General features: G+C 57.0%; 17 protein-coding genes, 3 tRNA genes and 1 pseudogene. 9 read left to right on the forward strand and 12 right to left on the reverse strand.

What is annotated here, in order from left to right:
• Position 1: 1 nt before the first annotated feature.
• The 4 genes from tssL to tssB are packed head-to-tail and all read right to left on the reverse strand — an operon-like array spanning position 2 to position 4,085.
• Positions 2–655: a type VI secretion system protein TssL, short form gene (gene tssL, locus BRD58_RS10710; protein ID WP_015461690.1), complete on the reverse strand. Its 654-nt coding sequence runs from the start codon at positions 653–655 to the stop codon at positions 2–4.
• The gene (gene tssK, locus BRD58_RS10715; RefSeq protein WP_015461691.1) at positions 652–1,989 is read right to left on the reverse strand and encodes a type VI secretion system baseplate subunit TssK; all 1,338 of its coding nucleotides are present in this window, start codon (positions 1,987–1,989) and stop codon (positions 652–654) included. Before tssK ends, tssL begins: the two co-directional genes overlap by 4 nt.
• Before the next feature lie 18 nt (positions 1,990–2,007).
• Positions 2,008–3,555, reverse strand: a complete 1,548-nt coding sequence (gene tssC / locus BRD58_RS10720) for a type VI secretion system contractile sheath large subunit (RefSeq protein WP_073382889.1) — start codon at positions 3,553–3,555, stop codon at positions 2,008–2,010.
• A gap of 32 nt (positions 3,556–3,587) precedes the next feature.
• Positions 3,588–4,085, reverse strand: coding sequence for a type VI secretion system contractile sheath small subunit (gene tssB / locus BRD58_RS10725; RefSeq protein ID WP_069578766.1), 498 nt, complete (start codon positions 4,083–4,085; stop codon positions 3,588–3,590).
• A gap of 332 nt (positions 4,086–4,417) precedes the next feature.
• On the opposite strand from tssB, the pseudogene BRD58_RS18385 reads away from it, so the two are divergent.
• The 3 genes and pseudogenes from BRD58_RS18385 to BRD58_RS10735 form a co-directional block, all read left to right on the forward strand.
• Positions 4,418–4,519 (forward strand): annotated as a pseudogene (locus tag BRD58_RS18385) (IS5/IS1182 family transposase); the annotation flags it as partial.
• A 283-nt stretch (positions 4,520–4,802) separates the two neighbouring features.
• On the forward strand, positions 4,803–4,955 hold the full coding sequence (locus BRD58_RS10730) for a Hok/Gef family protein (RefSeq protein WP_071890298.1): 153 nt from the start codon (positions 4,803–4,805) through the stop codon (positions 4,953–4,955).
• A gap of 458 nt (positions 4,956–5,413) precedes the next feature.
• Positions 5,414–5,566: a Hok/Gef family protein gene (locus BRD58_RS10735; protein WP_071890301.1), complete on the forward strand. Its 153-nt coding sequence runs from the start codon at positions 5,414–5,416 to the stop codon at positions 5,564–5,566.
• Between the two features lie 307 nt (positions 5,567–5,873).
• Here BRD58_RS10735 and BRD58_RS10740 read toward each other — a convergent pair.
• From BRD58_RS10740 to uvrY, 6 genes are all read right to left on the reverse strand, one after another.
• Positions 5,874–5,960: transfer RNA gene (locus BRD58_RS10740), tRNA-Leu, on the reverse strand.
• A gap of 14 nt (positions 5,961–5,974) precedes the next feature.
• Positions 5,975–6,048: transfer RNA gene (locus BRD58_RS10745), tRNA-Cys, on the reverse strand.
• Positions 6,049–6,086: 38 nt separating this feature from the next.
• Positions 6,087–6,162 (reverse strand) — tRNA-Gly (locus BRD58_RS10750).
• Positions 6,163–6,299: 137 nt separating this feature from the next.
• The gene (gene pgsA / locus BRD58_RS10755; RefSeq protein ID WP_012848878.1) at positions 6,300–6,848 is read right to left on the reverse strand and encodes a CDP-diacylglycerol--glycerol-3-phosphate 3-phosphatidyltransferase; all 549 of its coding nucleotides are present in this window, start codon (positions 6,846–6,848) and stop codon (positions 6,300–6,302) included.
• Between the two features lie 54 nt (positions 6,849–6,902).
• Positions 6,903–8,735, reverse strand: coding sequence for an excinuclease ABC subunit UvrC (gene uvrC / locus BRD58_RS10760; RefSeq protein WP_015461696.1), 1,833 nt, complete (start codon positions 8,733–8,735; stop codon positions 6,903–6,905).
• A complete protein-coding gene (gene uvrY / locus BRD58_RS10765; RefSeq protein ID WP_012848880.1) occupies positions 8,728–9,384 on the reverse strand; it encodes a UvrY/SirA/GacA family response regulator transcription factor in 657 nt (218 codons plus the stop codon). The genes uvrC and uvrY overlap by 8 nt, the downstream gene beginning before the upstream one ends.
• 566 nt (positions 9,385–9,950) lie before the next feature.
• On the opposite strand from uvrY, the gene BRD58_RS10770 reads away from it, so the two are divergent.
• Both BRD58_RS10770 and BRD58_RS10775 read left to right on the forward strand, forming a co-directional pair.
• The gene (locus tag BRD58_RS10770; RefSeq protein WP_012848881.1) at positions 9,951–10,175 is read left to right on the forward strand and encodes a DUF2594 family protein; all 225 of its coding nucleotides are present in this window, start codon (positions 9,951–9,953) and stop codon (positions 10,173–10,175) included.
• A gap of 92 nt (positions 10,176–10,267) precedes the next feature.
• Positions 10,268–10,597 carry a GlpM family protein gene (locus BRD58_RS10775; protein WP_012848882.1) on the forward strand — a complete coding sequence of 110 codons (330 nt, stop codon included), beginning with the start codon at positions 10,268–10,270 and terminating at the stop codon, positions 10,595–10,597.
• A 34-nt stretch (positions 10,598–10,631) separates the two neighbouring features.
• On the opposite strand, the gene hchA is transcribed toward BRD58_RS10775, so the two are convergent.
• On the reverse strand, positions 10,632–11,486 hold the full coding sequence (hchA, locus tag BRD58_RS10780; RefSeq protein WP_015461697.1) for a glyoxalase III HchA: 855 nt from the start codon (positions 11,484–11,486) through the stop codon (positions 10,632–10,634).
• Positions 11,487–12,412: 926 nt separating this feature from the next.
• The gene (icd, locus tag BRD58_RS10785) at positions 12,413–13,666 is read right to left on the reverse strand and encodes an NADP-dependent isocitrate dehydrogenase (protein ID WP_012848885.1); all 1,254 of its coding nucleotides are present in this window, start codon (positions 13,664–13,666) and stop codon (positions 12,413–12,415) included.
• Between the two features lie 241 nt (positions 13,667–13,907).
• Between icd and rluE the strand changes: the two genes are divergently transcribed.
• The 4 genes from rluE (at position 13,908) to BRD58_RS10805 (ending at position 17,431) form a co-directional block, all read left to right on the forward strand.
• Positions 13,908–14,537, forward strand: a complete 630-nt coding sequence (gene rluE, locus BRD58_RS10790; RefSeq protein ID WP_370686058.1) for a 23S rRNA pseudouridine(2457) synthase RluE — start codon at positions 13,908–13,910, stop codon at positions 14,535–14,537.
• 37 nt (positions 14,538–14,574) lie between these two features.
• Positions 14,575–15,021 (forward strand): NUDIX domain-containing protein, encoded by a 447-nt coding sequence (locus tag BRD58_RS10795; protein ID WP_073382893.1) that lies wholly within the window; start codon positions 14,575–14,577, stop codon positions 15,019–15,021.
• A gap of 92 nt (positions 15,022–15,113) precedes the next feature.
• Positions 15,114–16,217, forward strand: a complete 1,104-nt coding sequence (mnmA, locus tag BRD58_RS10800) for a tRNA 2-thiouridine(34) synthase MnmA (RefSeq protein ID WP_012848888.1) — start codon at positions 15,114–15,116, stop codon at positions 16,215–16,217.
• Between the two features lie 158 nt (positions 16,218–16,375).
• Positions 16,376–17,431: a GGDEF domain-containing protein gene (locus tag BRD58_RS10805; protein WP_012848889.1), complete on the forward strand. Its 1,056-nt coding sequence runs from the start codon at positions 16,376–16,378 to the stop codon at positions 17,429–17,431.
• The last annotated feature ends 86 nt before the right edge of the window (positions 17,432–17,517 follow it).

A 17,517-nucleotide genomic window follows, 5' to 3' on the forward strand; every position in this document is an offset into this window, starting at 1 on the left:
GTTACCCCAGCCTGATCGTCTGGCCCACCAGGTCGGTGAGAGAGGAGGAAAGAATGCACCACAGCGCCGCCAGGGCCGCCGCCCCGATAATCCAGGAGATCCAGAACAGTCGGCGGCCGCTGCGCAGGTGGGATGCTCGGATAACCATCGGCGCATCCTGGGCAACCGTAAAGGCCGGCACCCGTTCCCCCAGCGCACGTACCACGTCTTCACGGCGCTCGTCATCCTGGGCGCGATACTGACCGACGAACCCCAGCTGCAGAGTACGGTACATGCAGGTGAGTACGGCGGTGTCCGGGGCGGACGCTTTCAGCAGGTTGCGGATACGCTCCCACAGCTCCTCCCCGGCGTTCAGGGTGCCAAAGAAGTGGGCCTGAAGTGGGTCGCGGCGCCAGTTCAGGTAACCGTCATCGAGGGTTCCCCGGTTCAGAACACTCTCATCAAGCAGGGCACATAGGGCGTATACCATGTGATCCCGGCTGATATCGCTGTAGCCGGCCTCCGCCAGCGCAGTTCTCGCCTCCTGCACCAGACGGCAGGCCCGGCGATAGAGCCCCTCTCCATCTCGGACTTCCTGTCCACCGCGCAGCTGACTGGCCATCAGCCAGCCCGGATAAAAAATCTGCTCAATTTGACTGATACCGGGTCTATTCATGTGCGCAACACCGCGAAGAGTTCAAGTTTTACCTCCCCCAGCGAGCGCGGGGTGTAGAGGGTGCAGCTTCCCATTTCCAGCATGCTACGGGCCGCCTCTGAGCTCAGATCCAGTGAGAAGTACTGGTTCTCTAGGCGCAAAGGAATTGCCGCCGGCACATGCGTCAGCGGTTTGATCATCATCCCGCTCAGGGCCACATTCACCACATCTGAGACATCGGCAAAGCTACCCGCCTTACACAACAGCGGGAATTTGGTCTGCAGTTCATGATTCGGCATGGAGGAGCGCACGGAGAGATAGAAATCGGCCCCTTCGCGCAGGCGCGCATCGTGCAAGGTGCCTTTCCACATTTGCTCCTGATGCTCAAGCTGAATGCTGATCACTCGCGATGGCAGGCTGGCTTCCAGCAGCTTATCAAGCAGCGTCAGTAACGGCGGGAACACACGTTCAGGCATATCATGCTGATAAACAGGAATATCACCGGCACCATGCTCCAGTGAAAACGTCAGTAGACTGCCCGCAAGACGGGCCAGCTCACGATACAGCAACTCTGGATGACGTCCCGGAGTCTGCAGCAGTTCGACTAGCACGGGCTCGGCGCTGTTCAGCGCATTAAGCAACCAGAACAGAGAGACATCAGCCACGGCAAAATCGGCCATACGCTCGTTGCTTTCACGCCGCATCGCCATCAGTCGCGTACGCCGCGCCTGCAGGCGCACCAGCAGGTCGCCCAGTTCAGTCATTAGCACAGGGCTTGCCGTAGCCGACAGCATCGGCGGGATAAAGGCCGGGTCACGGCTCCACAGCCCCAGGGCGTTACGTGCTAGGCGAGCGACCGGACAGGTCAGGTAGGCGCTATTTTCCTGCGAGGACAGACGAAGCGTAATGGCATGACGCAGAATGGCCAGCTCACCACTTTCATGCCCGACCAGATCCTGGACCACAACGCGCTCAGCTTTCCAGCGGCGCGGGCGCTCACTGTCCTGACCATTATCCAGGTTGCCGCCACTGGCGCTCAGCAGTGGCAGCGCGGCAACCACGTCAATGGATTCAGCGCCGGAGGCGGCGGATAAATCACAGACTGGCGGAAGCGTATCTGCCAAATCCGTATCAACAATCGTGCCATCCTGGAAACGGACCACCAGACGGGTAGCATTCAGGCGCGAAAGCGCTAGCGCGGCATCATCAAATTCAGCCACAGCCACGCCCCAGGGATGAGAAATTCCCATCCGTGCGACCCTGTCGGCAACGTACGCACTCCAGTGGGCCTGCTGCTGGAACTGTTGCGGGGCCAGAGCGGCCCCATCCTCCCAAAGTGGGCGAAAAATCTTCATCCCTGACGTTCCCTCGCCTTATGATTTCGCTTTAGGCATCTGAGAAACCAGCGACAGATTGACGTCCATCCCTTCGACCTGAAAGTGCGGCACGGCGAAGAGTTTCACGCGGAAGAAGCCCGGGTTGTCTTCAATATCCTCCACCACCACGTTGCCGTCGCGTAGCGGGTGTGACGCCTGCAGCGCGTCGCCCGGATCGGTCATTTCGGTCACCAGTCCGCGGATCCAGTTATTCAGCTCCAGCTCAAGCAGGCGCCGATCCTTAGTGGTGCCGATGTTTTCACGCTGGATCAGCTTCAGATAATGCGCAATACGCGACAGCAGGAAGATATACGGCAGACGCGCATTGATGCGGCTATTCGCCGTCGCATCCGGGGTATCGTAAATAGCCGGCTTTTGCGCCGAGTTGGCGGAGAAGAAACACGCGTAGTCGCGGTTCTTATAGTAGGAGAGCGGAATAAAGCCCAAATTGGCAAACTCAAACTCACGGGTCTCCGGGATCATCACCTCCGACGGGATCTTCACCTGATTACCGGTACCCAGATCGTACAGGTGGATAGGCAGATCCTGAACGGCACCGCCGGCCTGCGGGCCGCGGATCTGTATACACCAGCCGTTGTTGATGAAGCTGCGCACCATGTTGGCCGCAAAGGAAAATGCCGCATTGGTCCACAGGTATTTACTGTGATCCGGCCCCTTGACCTCCTCCACATAGTTAAAGCTGCGCACCGGGACGGTATCCGGGCCATAGGGCAAACGCCCCAGTACCCGTGGCAGCGTTAAGCCGATATAGCGCGCATCATCCGTTTCACGAAAGGACTGCCATTTGATGTACTCAGCCCGATCGAAGTAATTGCCGATATCCTTGATCGCCGCGACCTCTTCCATTGAATCCTTGAGGAAGAACGCCGGCCCCACGGCACCAATAAATGGCATATGCGCCGCCGCAGACACCTTAGAAATATTACGCAGTAACGCCATATCCTGAGCCGACGCATCAAATTCATAGGCTGAGATCAGCGCACCTATCGGCTCTCCCCCCGGCGTATCGTATTCGGCGATATAGGTCTGTCGGTATAAGCCGCTCTGAATAATCTCCGGCGCGTCTTCAAAATCCTGGCGTAAATCGTCTTTAGACAGGTCAAGGATTTCCAGCTTCACATTCTGGCGAAAGTCAGTCTTATCGACTAACGATTTTAAACCGCGCCACAGCGACTCCACCTGTTGAAATTCGGGGTGGTGCATCACGGCATCCAGCTGTCGACTGATCTGGTGATCTAATTCGGCAATATGATGATCCAATAATGTCTTATCCAGCTTTTCAATTGACGTCCCCGACTGCTTGAGACGCTGCAAAAAAACCTGCATCGCCGCGGTAATACGCTCATCCGCGCTGGCTTCTGCCATCGCTTGGCTATCCTGCCAAATATGAATATCGCTGAGCCGTTCCACCGGCGTTAAATTAATTTTTTCAAACAGTGAGGCATACACATTACCGCCCGCGGCCTTTTCCAGCGCAAGACGCTCACCCGACTCTGAGGTAGTATTCTGTACAGACATTAGCATTCTCTCGTATTAATCCATTAATAAATCAGCGATTACGCCTGCTTTGGCGCCAGAGCGGACAGCTCATTACGCAGCTCATCACTCAATGTCGGATCTTTTAAAATCAGCTCCAGCTCTTTACGAAATGCCGTATTGTCCAGGAGGTTAGATTTCAGATCGCGCAGCAAATTGCGCATGGCCAACATCGCGCGCAGCTGTGGGATCTGACGGGCAACCTGCTCCGGTGAGAAGTCATCAATATGCTGAAATGCAAGCGAAATAGCGGTGTCTTGCCCTTCACCAGTCAGGGTGTTTTCAACGCGCATTCTGACGCTCGGGTGGATATCGGCCAGCACGTTGTTAAAATTGTTTTTATTAACGTCAACCTTACTCCGTTCGGATAAAGGTCGCTGCTCCTGGCCATTGCTGAAGTCGCCTACCGCCAGTAACTTCAAGGGTAATTCAACCTGTTTTTTTGCCTGTCCCGTGTGCAGATCTAATTTAATATTAACCCGTGCCTTCGGCACCTCACCCTGGAAACTCTCTGCCATACACCCCATCCTGTTTATATCACTGTAGCGGCCCAAGAAATACCTAAACGCCAGCTAGACTAAGGTGCAGTCATTGATCAATATTCCAGAACGAAAAGCAAGGCAATTATATTTATTTCAGAAAGATCCGAAATTAATTCAGTTATTATCGGAATTTTTTGATTTTCACCAAACTTTGTTACATACACCCAATAAATAAATACCACCAGAACAATATGAGCCAATCGATTAATATTGATTTGATGAATGTGTTGATTCTCTGGAAAATATGGAGACCTATTCCAAATAAACCATAGCAAGTAAAAAATGATAAATGGCGCCGTCGTATCTGACGAAAGCCGCATCTAGCCGTTGATACGAACACACATCAAATTGTCTGTGCTGACCTATCGCTGAGCTATGTCATAAAACCAGAGAGTTTTCCCCAGATAATTTTTTAATCTCACCAAAAAGTGAGTTTATGAGGGGGTGTGCAATAGCTCTGTAGCACCCAAAACCCAAGGGCCTAACTCGCTCGACGGGCGTTATTTTTTGGTTATTTGCGCAGAAGAGGGAAAGACGATAGATTAGCCGCGGGTGCCTTGGACTTGTCTGTCTGGGCAACCAGCAGGCAAAGAAAAAGCCCCACCTGACGATAAATCAACGTGGAGCTTCTCTCATGCACAGACAACATGATAGTAGCCCACTTACTCGCCAAATGGCAAGGAGAAGTCGGCTATGGAGCCACAAAAGCCAGCGCTCATCGCGCTGATCGTTATTAGCATCACCCTGCTGGGCGTGTTGCTACTGACAAACAAGAGTCTCTGCGAGGTTAGCTTCCGAAACGGCAAAGTGGAGATAGTGGCTCACATGGCCTACGGATCCGAGTAAGTGAGCGACAGGGGCGGTTCGCCGCCCCGATCGCTTTGTCGAACGCATGGCCCCAAGGCACCCAAACCTCTGTAACACAAAAAGCCCGCAGGGAAACCTGCGGGCTTTTCTGTTTATACGTTGCATGGCTACGTCGCCACCCTATCGCCATTTCATCGCAACGAGAAAGCTGAGGGGCAGCCGCATAGGCAAGCCAGTGACCGTATCGCGACCCTCCGCAGAAACCCCACGCAAAACGGACCGTAGACTACGCGGCGGCAGAATGAGTATGCGGTGATTATTTGCGCTGAACAGCGAAAGGCGATAGATTAGCCGCGGATGCCTTGGACTTGTCTGTCTGGGCAACCTGCAGGCAAAGAAAAAGCCCCACCTGACGATAAATCAACGTGGAGCCTCTCTTATGCATGACAACATGATAGTAGCCCACTTACTCGCCAAATGGCAAAGAGAAGTCGGCTATGGAGCCACACAAACCAGCGCTTATCGCGCTAATCGTTATCAGTATCACGCTATTAGGCATATTACTGCTGACAAAACAAAATCTCTGCGACGTTAGCTTCCGAAGCGGCAAAGTGGAGATAGTGGCTCACATGGCCTACGGATCCGAGTAAGTGAGCGACAGGGGCGGTTCGCCGCCCCTGTCGCTTTGTCTGAACTCATGGCCCCAAGGCACCCAAACCTCAGTAACACAAAAAGCCCGCAGGGAGACCTGCGGGCTTTTCTGTTTATACGTTGCATGGCGGGGAAACCGCGGGTAGAAAAACACGGAGAAGCCGGTGGCGCGTTTTTATCTGCTGCCACTCTATCGCCATTTTATCGCCACTCTATCGCCACTGAACAAATTTAAGACACAAAAAAACCACCTTTCGGTGGCTTAAATACAAAACATATTGTTTTGATTTTTATACTATTTTGTCATGGTGCCCGGAGCGGGACTTGAACCCGCACAGCGCGAACGCCGAGGGATTTTAAATCCCTTGTGTCTACCGATTCCACCATCCGGGCGGCGACAAATAAAATGGAGGCGCGTTCCGGAGTCGAACCGGACTAGACGGATTTGCAATCCGCTACATAACCGCTTTGTTAACGCGCCAAACTGATTGACCCTGCCGTGGAGCAAGATCTTAAATTTGGAGCGGGAAACGAGACTCGAACTCGCGACCCCAACCTTGGCAAGGTTGTGCTCTACCAACTGAGCTATTCCCGCATAATCAACTTATTTAGTTGTATCTTCTGGCTTTTCATTATTGCCGTCCGATGCGATGCATTCTACTTATCTGACCGGCGGCGTCAACTCTCTTTTTCGCATCGGCCGCCCGTTTGCCGCTTTTTAACGCAACGTCATCAGGAGTCCAGCAGATCGCTGCGGGCGGCGCTCAGGTATTGGAACATCGACCAGAAGGTCAACACCGCGGCGATATACAGCGCGACGATCCCGGCGACGGTGATATAGATGTCCGGGCGCCACAGCAGGCCGACCAGCGCCATCATCTGCGCGGTGGTTTTCACCTTGCCGATCCAAGAGACGGCGACGCTGCTGCGCTTGCCGATCTCCGCCATCCACTCACGCAGGGCAGAGATGATAATTTCGCGGGCGATCATGGTCGCGGCCGGCAGGGTCACCCACCAAACGTGGTAATACTCCGTGACCAGCACCAGCGCCGTCGCCACCATCACTTTATCGGCCACCGGATCAAGGAAGGCACCAAAGCGGGTGGTCTGCTTCAAGCGGCGGGCGAGATAGCCGTCAAACCAGTCGGTCACCGCTGCCACCACAAAGATCAGCGCGCAGGCGAAGGGGGCCCAGGCAAACGGAAGATAGAACGCCAGAACAAAAAACGGAATCAATATAACGCGGAACAGCGTTAATAACGTGGGGATATTTAATCGCATAGTACTGGACTATCTTCCTTTCGTGGATACTGCGTTTATGTTGCTACAACGCCCTCATTGTTTCAACGCATAGTGGATCTTTTCCGCCAATGCGACTGAAATACCGGGCACTTTTGCGATCTCATCAACACTGGCATCGCGCAGCGGTTGCATTCCGCCCATATATTTGAGCAGCTGCTGGCGCCGCTTGGGTCCGATGCCTTCAATGGACTCAAGCGCGCTGGTGCTGCGTACCTTCGCCCGTTTTTTCCGATGCCCGGCGATCGCGTGGTTATGCGACTCATCGCGGATATGCTGGATCAAATGCAGCGCCGCTGAGTCTGGCGCCAGAGAGAAGCCCTCCCCCTGTGCTTCAAAGAACAGCGTCTCCAGCCCCGCCTTGCGATCGCTCCCTTTGGCAATCCCCAGCAGCAGCGGATGATGCGTATCCCAAGGCACCTCCAGTTCGGCAAACACCTGCTTAGCCTGCGCCAGCTGTCCCTTGCCGCCGTCGATAAAAATAACGTCGGGGATTTTCTCTTCGTTCAGCGCCTTACCATAGCGACGGCGCAGCACCTGGCGCATGGCGGCATAGTCGTCGCCCGGGGTAATGTCACTGATATTATAGCGCCGATATTCGCTGCGCAGCGGTCCATTGCGATCGAATACCACGCAGGAAGCCACCGTCTCCTCCCCCATGGTGTGGCTGATATCAAAACACTCCATGCGTTGAATGTCCGCCCGTCGCAGCACCTGCTCCAGCTGCACCAGGCGCTGCAGAATGGTCGACTGCTGGGAGAGCTTGCTGTTCAAGGCCGTCGAGGCGTTGGTGCGCGCCAGCTTAAGGTAGCGGGCGCGATCGCCGCGCGGCTGCGACTGGATGTGGATCCGTCGTCCGGCCAGCTCACTGATGGAGTCCGCCAGCAGCTGGCGATCCGGCAGGGCAAAGTCGATCAGGATCTCTCCCGGCAGCGTGCGCATCTGACTGCCCTGCAGGTAAAACTGGCCGACAAAGGTCTGCAGGACCTCAGCCAACGTCGTGCCGGCGGGAACCCGAGGGAAGTAGCTGCGGCTGCCCAGCACCTGCCCCTGGCGAATAAACAGCACATGGATGCAGGCCATCCCCGCCTCAAAGGCGACGCCAATCACGTCGATATCATCGTGATCGCCGGAGATAAACTGGCGCTCGGTCACCCGTCGCACCGCCTGGATTTGATCGCGCAGCCGCGCGGCCTCCTCAAAGCGCAGCGCCCGGCTGGCCTCCTCCATCCTGGCCACCAGCGCGTCGATCACCTGACTGTCCTTTCCCGAGAGGAACAGCCGCACATACTCTACCTGGCGGGCATACTCCTCATCGCTGACCAGCCCGGCGACGCAGGGGCCCAGGCAGCGCTGGATCTGGTATTGCAGGCAGGGACGTGAGCGGTTGCGGTAGACGCTGTCTTCACACTGGCGAATGGGGAACAGCTTCTGCAGCAGAGCTAGCGTCTCACGCACCGCGTTCGCGTTGGGAAACGGGCCAAAGTAGTCGCCCCGGGCGCGCTTGGCGCCGCGGTGTACCGCCAAACGCGGGTGGCGCTCGGCGCTGAGAAAGATCAGGGGGTAGGATTTGTCGTCGCGCAGCAGCACGTTATAGCGGGGCTGGTAGCGCTTGATGTAATTGTGCTCCAGCAGCAGCGCCTCCGTTTCCGTGTGGGTCACGGTCACGTCGATCTGGGCTATCTGACGTACCAGGGCTTCGGTTTTACGGCTGGCAAGCTGGCGACGGAAGTAGCTGGCGAGGCGTTTTTTGAGATCTTTTGCCTTACCGACATAAATAACCTCTGCGCCGGCATCGTACATCCGGTATACACCCGGTTGGTTGGTCACCGTCTTTAGGAAGGCGACCGCATCAAAGCGCTCACTCACTGCTCAAGATTTTCTCTGCGTTGCACAGCCCGTGACGGATAGCCAGGTGGGTTAACTCGACATCCCCGCTGATGTTCAGCTTGCTGAACATACGGTAACGATAGCTGTTCACTGTTTTTGGGCTCAGATTCAGCTGTTCAGAAATCTCGGTCACCTTGCTGCCTTTGGTGATCATCAACATAATCTGTAGCTCGCGCTCAGAAAGCGAGCCAAACGGGGATTCACTCTGCGGCGTCAGCTGGCTCAGCGCCATCTGCTGGGCGATATCAGAGGCGATATAGCGCTGACCGGCGTATACCGCCCGGATCGCGCTGATCATCTCCTGCGGCGCCGCCCCTTTGCTCAGATAGCCGAACGCGCCGGCCTGCATCACCTTCGCCGGCAGCGGATTTTCCGTATGAATGGTCAGCATGATGACTTTGATCTCCGGCTTTACCCGTAGGATCTTACGTGTGGCCTCCAGCCCGCCGATGCCCGGCATGTTCATGTCCATCAATACGATATCTGCACAGTTGCTGCGGCACCACTTCACCGCATCTTCGCCGCACTGCGCCTCGCCTACCACTTTAATCCCTTTGATATCTTCAAGAATGCGTCGGATCCCTGCGCGCACCAGTTCGTGGTCATCAACAAGAAGAACGCTAATCAAAGATAAATCTCCCAGCTAGAGGAAACAACAGCATACTTTTATACCAAACTGTCTCAGTTTACTGTTTTTTGCCGAAAGAATGAATAGTGTAAATGTTACTTAATGCGGAAATATTGATAAGGCGGTTGGCGTGTACCGATATCCTCACGCGCCGGCATCGCACCGAAACACTCCTTTAAAACCAATAAGTTATCTGTAAATCGTTTAAAAACGCTGCGCTACCCCATAAACTGCCGCGTAAAAAAACACGATTTTGACGCAGCCTCGTAATAGGCTGAATATAATCAGCGCATTGAGAAAATACACGACAAAAATGACTTAATCCCACCGCAGATAAATGGCGTGCCTATCGCCTTAGTGTATACAAAAACGACATTTTTCTGTGTATATAAAGTAAAAAATAAACGGCGCTATAATCGGATCAATCCCCGTAACGTTACAGCGCAATAAACTGGGTTTTGTGATATACTCCGCTATCGATTTTGCCCTGCGCAATTGCTATCGACCCCCTATGAACAGCCGTGTGCCACAGGCGAGCGGTATATTATCTGAACGAAAGGTAACCTATGAGTAACGTTGATTTTTCTACCGAAGCGACCATTGAAGCCTTAACGCACGAGGTCACCTGCCTGAAAGCGACCCTGACCGAGATGCTCAAGGCGATGGGCCAGGCCGACGCCGGTAAAGTGATCATCAACATGGAAAAATACGCCGCCCGCATCGAGGATCAGGACCAATCCGACGCCTTTAAGAAAACCATGGCGCAGATCAAGCACGTCTACCGCCAGTAACCGGTTCTCCCCGGCGCGGCGGGTGCCGTTGTCAACGGCGCATCCGCGTCGGGGGTCTCCTCCGCAGCCCATCCGCAAAGGAGTGCCGCGCCATGGGACTCACCCTCAAAGCGCTGATTGGCGCGCTGGCGGTATTGCTAATCGCCCTGCTCTCGCGCAGTAAAAGCTACTACCTGGCTGGGCTGGTGCCCATGTTCCCCACCTTCGCGCTGATCGCGCACTATATCGTCGGCCGTGAACACAGCGTCGATGCCCTGCGTCGGACGATCCTGTTCGGCATCTGGGCCATCATTCCCTATCTTGTCTACCTGCTCTCGCTGTACCTGCTGGTTCCCCACCTTCGCCTCTCCCTGGCGCTGCTGAGCGCCGTCGTCGCCTGGGGGATCGCCGCCGCGCTGCTGATCCTGCTGTGGGGACGTTAAGCATCCCCACTCACAGAAAACGCGCCGCAGCGCCTCAGGCGCCGTACTGCGCCAGCAGCGTCCGCGCGGCCAGCTGCCCCAGCGCGTTGGCGGCAAACGGGCTGTCTCCGCTCAGCAGCTTGCGATCCTGGTGCACCTGCCCCGAAATCGCCGTATTGACCAAGGTCATTCCCATCGCCTGTAGCCGCTCCCCGAAAAACCACGGCAGCTCGCCCGGCATATAGCCGATCGCCGGCGTTTGTCGATCGGCGCTGTCGGGAAAGGCGCACAGGGCATAGCCCCGCAGCGGGTTCTCCCCCAGCGCCAGAGAGAGAAACGCCGCCGGACCATGACAAATGGCGATCAGATAGCGATCTTCGCGCATGGTCCAGCGGATCGTCTCCGCCACGTCGGCGTCAAAGGGCAGGCCGATCAGCGCGCCGTGACCGCCGGGAATAAATACGCCGGCATAGTCCTGCTCTCCCGCCGTCAGCGCCGACAGGACCTCTCGCAGACGACGCGGGCGACGAAACTGCGGTAGATAATGCTGGTACAGCCCCTGAATCGCCGCATCTTCACAGGGCATGGCCCAATGCTCAAACTTCACCATCAGGCCCGAGGGCGTCGCAATATCAAACGCAAAGCCCGCCTGGTGCAGATGATACATCGGCAGCAGCGTCTCTACCGGATGGTTCCCGGTGGAGAAAAGCGTACCGTTCGCCATCGCGAGATAGCGCTCATCCGTCGCAATAACTAAGATTTTTTTACCGCCGTCGTAGCGCTGCGCATAGTCCGCGCCGCTCAGATCGGAGGTGGAACGGGTAAATTGATTCAGCGAAAACGCCGAGGGAAAAAACGCATTCGGCTCCGCGCGGTCGGGCACCGGTTGCTGACTGAGCTCCTGTTTCATTCCATTCCCCATCGTGGCTATCAATATGCCCGTTAAGTATAGGAGGCGCCGTCATTACCAGGGATGATAAAGCGTATTATTGTTTAACCGAAAGCCACTCGTCTCTGTATCCATTGGTGGCCACTGGCGCATCAACTCCCCGCGCTACGAGCCGCCGCGCTTCTACGGCAGCATGAGGATTTAACCTTCGGACGTAGGCTGGCGCCTTACCCTGCCTCTCGTGACAAACCACAGTCTGCCCCGAGCGTTTTGAGAACGCAGAGCGAACCACGCCATAGAGAGGCCGCCTTGGCCGGCTGGGGAGTCATTCATAACAGAACGCCCCGAAAACGGGGCATTCATTTCAAAGTGAATAAAACGATCAATAAATATCAGCGTATCCCAGCGGGATTAACCCTACTAAAATGTTACCAGCGAAGCGGTAACGTCGGAGAACCGGCGTAATGCGCAGCGTGGCGTAAGGTTGTCAAAGACAGTATTCTCTTCTCTATATAAATTCCCCGATATGTCAATCGTGTTGATTATCCGTAATCAGCGCGAGGCGCTAATGTGTGGAGATAAGCATAACGTTTAGATTGATTGATCGTTTAGCCAAAAACGATATTCAGCACGCCGTGCCTGATGGGAAGTCGTTTACCGTGACGAAGGGGCCATCGACCCAAAAGTATGGAGCGATGCGCGGATGTCAGCAGACGATACCAGGCAAAACGTATTATCTATATGCGGTATACCCGGCAATTGTCGAGCCATAAATCATCCAATTAGCCGGTGAGATACCGATGATGATAGGCGGAGAAAAACGGGCGACAAACTCGGTGTCGCGGTGTAATGAAGGGAGCGTCGGTCATTTTTTGATGTCCATTCGCATACGACAAAACCAAACGGAGGTTATTACACCTCCGTTGATTTTCTAACCACTCAGAACATCACATGTTGTCGATGATCGCATCACCAAACTCTGAACATTTCAGCAGCTTAGCGCCATCCATCAGACGTTCGAAGTCATAGGTCACGGTCTTATTGGCGATCGCCCCTTCCATACCTTTAACAATCAGGTCCGCCGCTTCCGTCCAGCCCATGTGACGCAGCATCATTTCGGCAGACAGGATGATCGAACCGGGGTTCACCTTATCCTGACCCGCGTACTTCGGCGCGGTGCCGTGGGTCGCCTCAAACAGCGCGCACGCGTCGCCAATGTTGGCGCCCGGCGCAATGCCGATGCCACCGACCTGCGCCGCCAGAGCGTCGGAGATATAGTCGCCGTTCAGGTTCATGCAGGCGATCACGTCATACTCCGCCGGACGCAGCAGGATCTGCTGCAGGAAGGCATCGGCGATCACATCCTTGATCACGATGGTTTTCCCACTGTGTGGATTCTTCACCGCCAGCCACGGGCCGCCGTCGATGGGCTCGCCGCCAAACTCCTCGCGCGCCAGCTGGTATCCCCAATCTTTAAAGGCCCCTTCGGTAAACTTCATGATGTTGCCCTTGTGCACCAGGGTCACCGAGTCGCGATCGTTGGCGATAGCGTACTCGATCGCCGCGCGCACCAGGCGCTGGGTCCCCTGCTCGGAGCACGGCTTCACCCCGATGCCGCAGTGCTCAGGGAAGCGGATCTTATTGACGCCCATCTCTTTGCGCAGGAAATCGATGACTTTTTTGGCCTCGGGGCTGTCGGCTTTCCACTCGATGCCGGCGTAAATATCCTCGGCGTTTTCACGGAAGATCACCATGTCCGTCAGCTCCGGCTGTTTGACCGGGCTGGGCGTCCCTTGGTAATAGCGCACCGGACGCAGGCAGATATACAGATCCAGCCGCTGGCGCAGCGCCACGTTGAGAGAGCGGATCCCGCCGCCGACCGGCGTCGTCAGGGGGCCCTTAATCGCTACGCGGTATTCGCGGATCAGATCCAGCGTCTCATCGGGCAGCCAGACATCCGGGCCATAGACCTGGGTCGCCTTCTCTCCGGTGTAGATCTCCATCCAGGCGATGCGGCGCTCACCGCGGTACGCCTTGGCGACGGCGGCATCCACCACCTTGATCATCGCCGGCGTTACATCGACCCCGATACCATCGCCTTCGATGAAGGGAATAATCGGCGTCGCCGGGACACTCAGCTTTCCCTGCGCATCGGCGCTAATCTTCTGCCCGTTGACCGGAATAACGACTTTACTTTCCATTAACCTATCCCTCCGCGTAACTCTCAGGCCTCGCCTGCGTTAACAGACGCCAACCGGTTGATTTAATAAAAATTACACCTTATCTTTCTCTGCTATTTTGTTAAATCACTGTAAAACTTATGTCAATATTACTGAAATTAAAGACAGACGCCAATCGGAATCCATTTTTAGGTATAATCCGTGCGCCGCCGCACAATCCTGCGCGGACAGCTCCTTGCTAACATCCTATATGGCCACAGAAATGTCAAAAACAGCCCCCATTTCCCGCGCTCGGCGTCCGGCGTCATTCTCCCGCCGTCCCAGTATAGCCAAGCGTCCCGCGGCGCCGCGTCAGGTGGTGATTTTTAATAAGCCCTTCGACGTCCTGCCGCAGTTTACCGATGAGCAGGGGCGCGCCACCCTGAAAGACTATATCTCGCTGCAGGGGATTTACGCCGCGGGGCGGCTGGATCGCGACAGCGAGGGGCTGCTGGTGCTGACCAACGATGGTCGGCTGCAGGCGCAGCTGACCCAGCCCGGCAAGCGCACCGGCAAAGTCTACTATGTGCAGGTCGAGGGCGAGCCTGACGAGGCGGATCTCCGGCGCTTTTGCCAAGGGCTGACGCTGAAAGATGGCCCGACCCTGCCCGCCCTGGCCGAGCGCGTCGCACAGCCGGAGTGGCTCTGGCCGCGCAATCCGCCGATCCGCGAACGTAAAAATATCCCGACCAGCTGGCTTAAAATCACCCTGTATGAGGGGCGTAACCGCCAGGTTCGCCGCATGACGGCCCATATCGGTTATCCTACGCTGCGCCTGATCCGCTATAGTATGGGTTCTCTTACCCTGCAGGATCTGGCGCCGGGGGAATGGCGCCTGATCGACTGGCCCTGACGGCCTCTGGCCTCAGCGCCGCGACGGAGGCATCACCGTGCTCAAACCCCATGTGACCGTGGCCTGCGTAGTTCAGGCCGAAGGGCGTTTTTTAATCGTTGAAGAGACCATTGACGGCCAGCCGCGCTGGAACCAGCCCGCCGGGCACCTGGAGGCCGGGGAGACCCTGCTGCAGGCGGCGTCCCGCGAACTCTGGGAGGAGAGCGGCCTCCGCGCCGATCCGCAGCATCTGCTGCAGATCTTTCAGTGGGTGGCGCCGGACGCCACGCCGTTTCTGCGTTTTACCTTCGCCATCGATCTGCCGCGCATGGTCGACGCTGTCCCCCATGATGACGACATCGACCGCTGCCTGTGGCTAGACGCGGCGCAAATCCTTCGCGCCACGCAGCTGCGCTCCCCTCTGGTGGCGGAAAGCCTGCGCTGTTACCAGCGGGGCGCACGCTACCCGCTGGCCCTGCTGTGCGCCTACCCCACCCAGCCCTGAGGCGAACGGGGCACCGGAGAGGCGGTGCGCGCACGTAGGCAACGTGATAAAATGCGGCTTCGTTTATGTTCCACTCAGACTGCGAGAGTCTCATGTCAGATAACAGCCAGAAAAAAGTGATCGTCGGAATGTCCGGCGGCGTCGATTCCTCCGTATCCGCCTACCTATTACAACAACAGGGATATCAGGTTGCTGGCCTGTTCATGAAGAACTGGGAAGAGGACGATAGCGACGAATACTGTTCAGCGGCGACCGATTTAGCCGATGCCCAGGCCGTCTGCGATAGGCTGGGCATCGAGCTGCATACCGTCAACTTCGCCGCCGAATACTGGGACAATGTCTTCGAGCTGTTCCTGCAGGAGTACCGCGCCGGGCGCACGCCCAATCCGGATATTCTGTGCAACAAAGAGATCAAGTTTAAGGCGTTTCTGGAGTTCGCCGCCGAAGATCTGGGCGCTGACTACATTGCCACCGGCCACTATGTGCGCCGCCGCGACATCAACGGCACCACCCAACTGCTGCGCGGCGTCGATGCCAATAAAGATCAGAGCTACTTCCTGTACACCCTCAGCCACCAGCAGGTTGCGCAGAGCCTGTTCCCGGTAGGCGAGCTGGAGAAGCCCGAGGTGCGGCGCATCGCCGCCCAGCTGGATCTGGCCACCGCCAAGAAAAAGGACTCTACCGGCATCTGCTTTATCGGCGAACGGAAGTTCCGCGAGTTTCTGGGCCGCTATCTGCCGGCGCAGCCGGGTAAGATCGTCACCGTGGACGGTGAGACGATCGGCGAGCATCAGGGGCTGATGTACCACACCCTGGGACAGCGCAAAGGGCTCGGCATCGGCGGCACCAAAGAGGGCAGCGAAGAGCCGTGGTACGTGGTGGACAAAGATCTGGACAACAATGTTCTGGTGGTCGCCCAGGGCCATGACCACCCGCGCCTGTTCTCCAACGGCCTGATCGCCCAGCAGCTGCACTGGGTCGATCGTCGTCCCCTCGGCGCGCCGCTGCGCTGCACGGTGAAAACCCGCTACCGTCAGGCCGACATTCCCTGCCTGGTCACCCCGCTCTCCGACGACCGCATCGCGGTGCGCTTTGACCAACCCGTCGCCGCCGTCACGCCGGGGCAGTCTGCGGTGTTCTACCAGGATGAGGTCTGCCTGGGCGGCGGGATCATCGAAACCCGCCTGGTCGACTGATCGCACCAGCGCTTCCCGCGCGCCCCCTCGGTGCGCGGGTCTTTCCCGGTGTCTGGCTGGCTTTACATTCCCCCGGCAACGATTCCGCCCGTGCTTTTCGGCTGCCCGCCTCCCTGTGCTAGACTAAGAAAAATCTTAATTTTGCGCCCGTAGTCCTGATGAGCCCGCTGCAATCCCTCGACGTTCTGTACATCAACGCCTGCGTTACCTACGCCACGCTCTCCGTGAGCTATTTCGCGCTGAGTAAACAGGGGGCCCTGGGGCCCGCATCGCCGCTCTCTGGCCGTATTCTGTGGGGGATCGTCGCCGGCCTGCTCTCCTGGTATCTGACCGGCAGCAAGATGTACTTTACCGCGCAGATCCACTACACCTTTGAAATCGTTCCGATGCTGCTGGTGACCTTCTTCGGCGGCTGGTGCGCTGGCCTGACGGCCTGGCTGCTCAACTTCGTCACCACCGGTGGCTTTGTCCTCGACAACCTGTTTATCGGGATGATGCTGGCGCCGGTGCTGCTGGCACGCGTGTGGCGGCGCAATACCCTGCGCACCTTTATCCTGTGCATTTCGCTGGTAACGCTGTTCCGCCTGCTGATCGTGATCCCCTATGTGACCCAGCGCATCTATCTGCTGGACGTACTGCTGCATCAGACCATCTCCTACTTCTGCCTGCTGGTCTGCTACCAGACCCTGGCCCTCAAGCAGCGCAGCATCAGCGCCTATTTCACCCTGAGCGAGTCGGCCCTGCGCGACCAGCTGACCCAGACCAATAATCGCCAGGGGCTCCAGCAGCAGATCCTGCGCCTGGAGCACAGCCGCAGCGCCTGCTGCATCGCCATGATCGATATCGATAACTTTAAGCAGATCAACGATCGCTACGGCCATCTGTGCGGCGACCGGGTCTTGACCGCCGTCGCCGCCATCGCCTCGCAGACCCTGCAGCCCCGGGACTACATGGCCCGCTTCGGCGGAGAGGAGTTTGTCATCCTGTTTCCCGGGAAGACGCTCGAGCGGGCCAACGCGCGCTGCGAGCAAATTCGCCAGGCCATCTGCAGTACCCCCATCTACCTTTGCCATAACCAGCAAATCCGGGTGACCGCCTCCTTCGGCCTCAGCTATTTCGACGGTCGCGACAGCCTGCAGCAGGCCATCGCGCGGGCCGACGGCGCCCTGTACCGCGCCAAGCGCCGCGGTAAAAACCGCGTTGAGTGCGCCTGACGCACCGCGCGGGCGCCATCGTTTGCGCAGATGTGCGCCAGTTACCCGCGCCAATCGCCCGTGCCGCTAGGTTTAACGCCGCGTTT

This window comes from Edwardsiella piscicida (genome assembly GCF_001896205.1).
Classification (GTDB): domain Bacteria; phylum Pseudomonadota; class Gammaproteobacteria; order Enterobacterales; family Enterobacteriaceae; genus Edwardsiella; species Edwardsiella piscicida.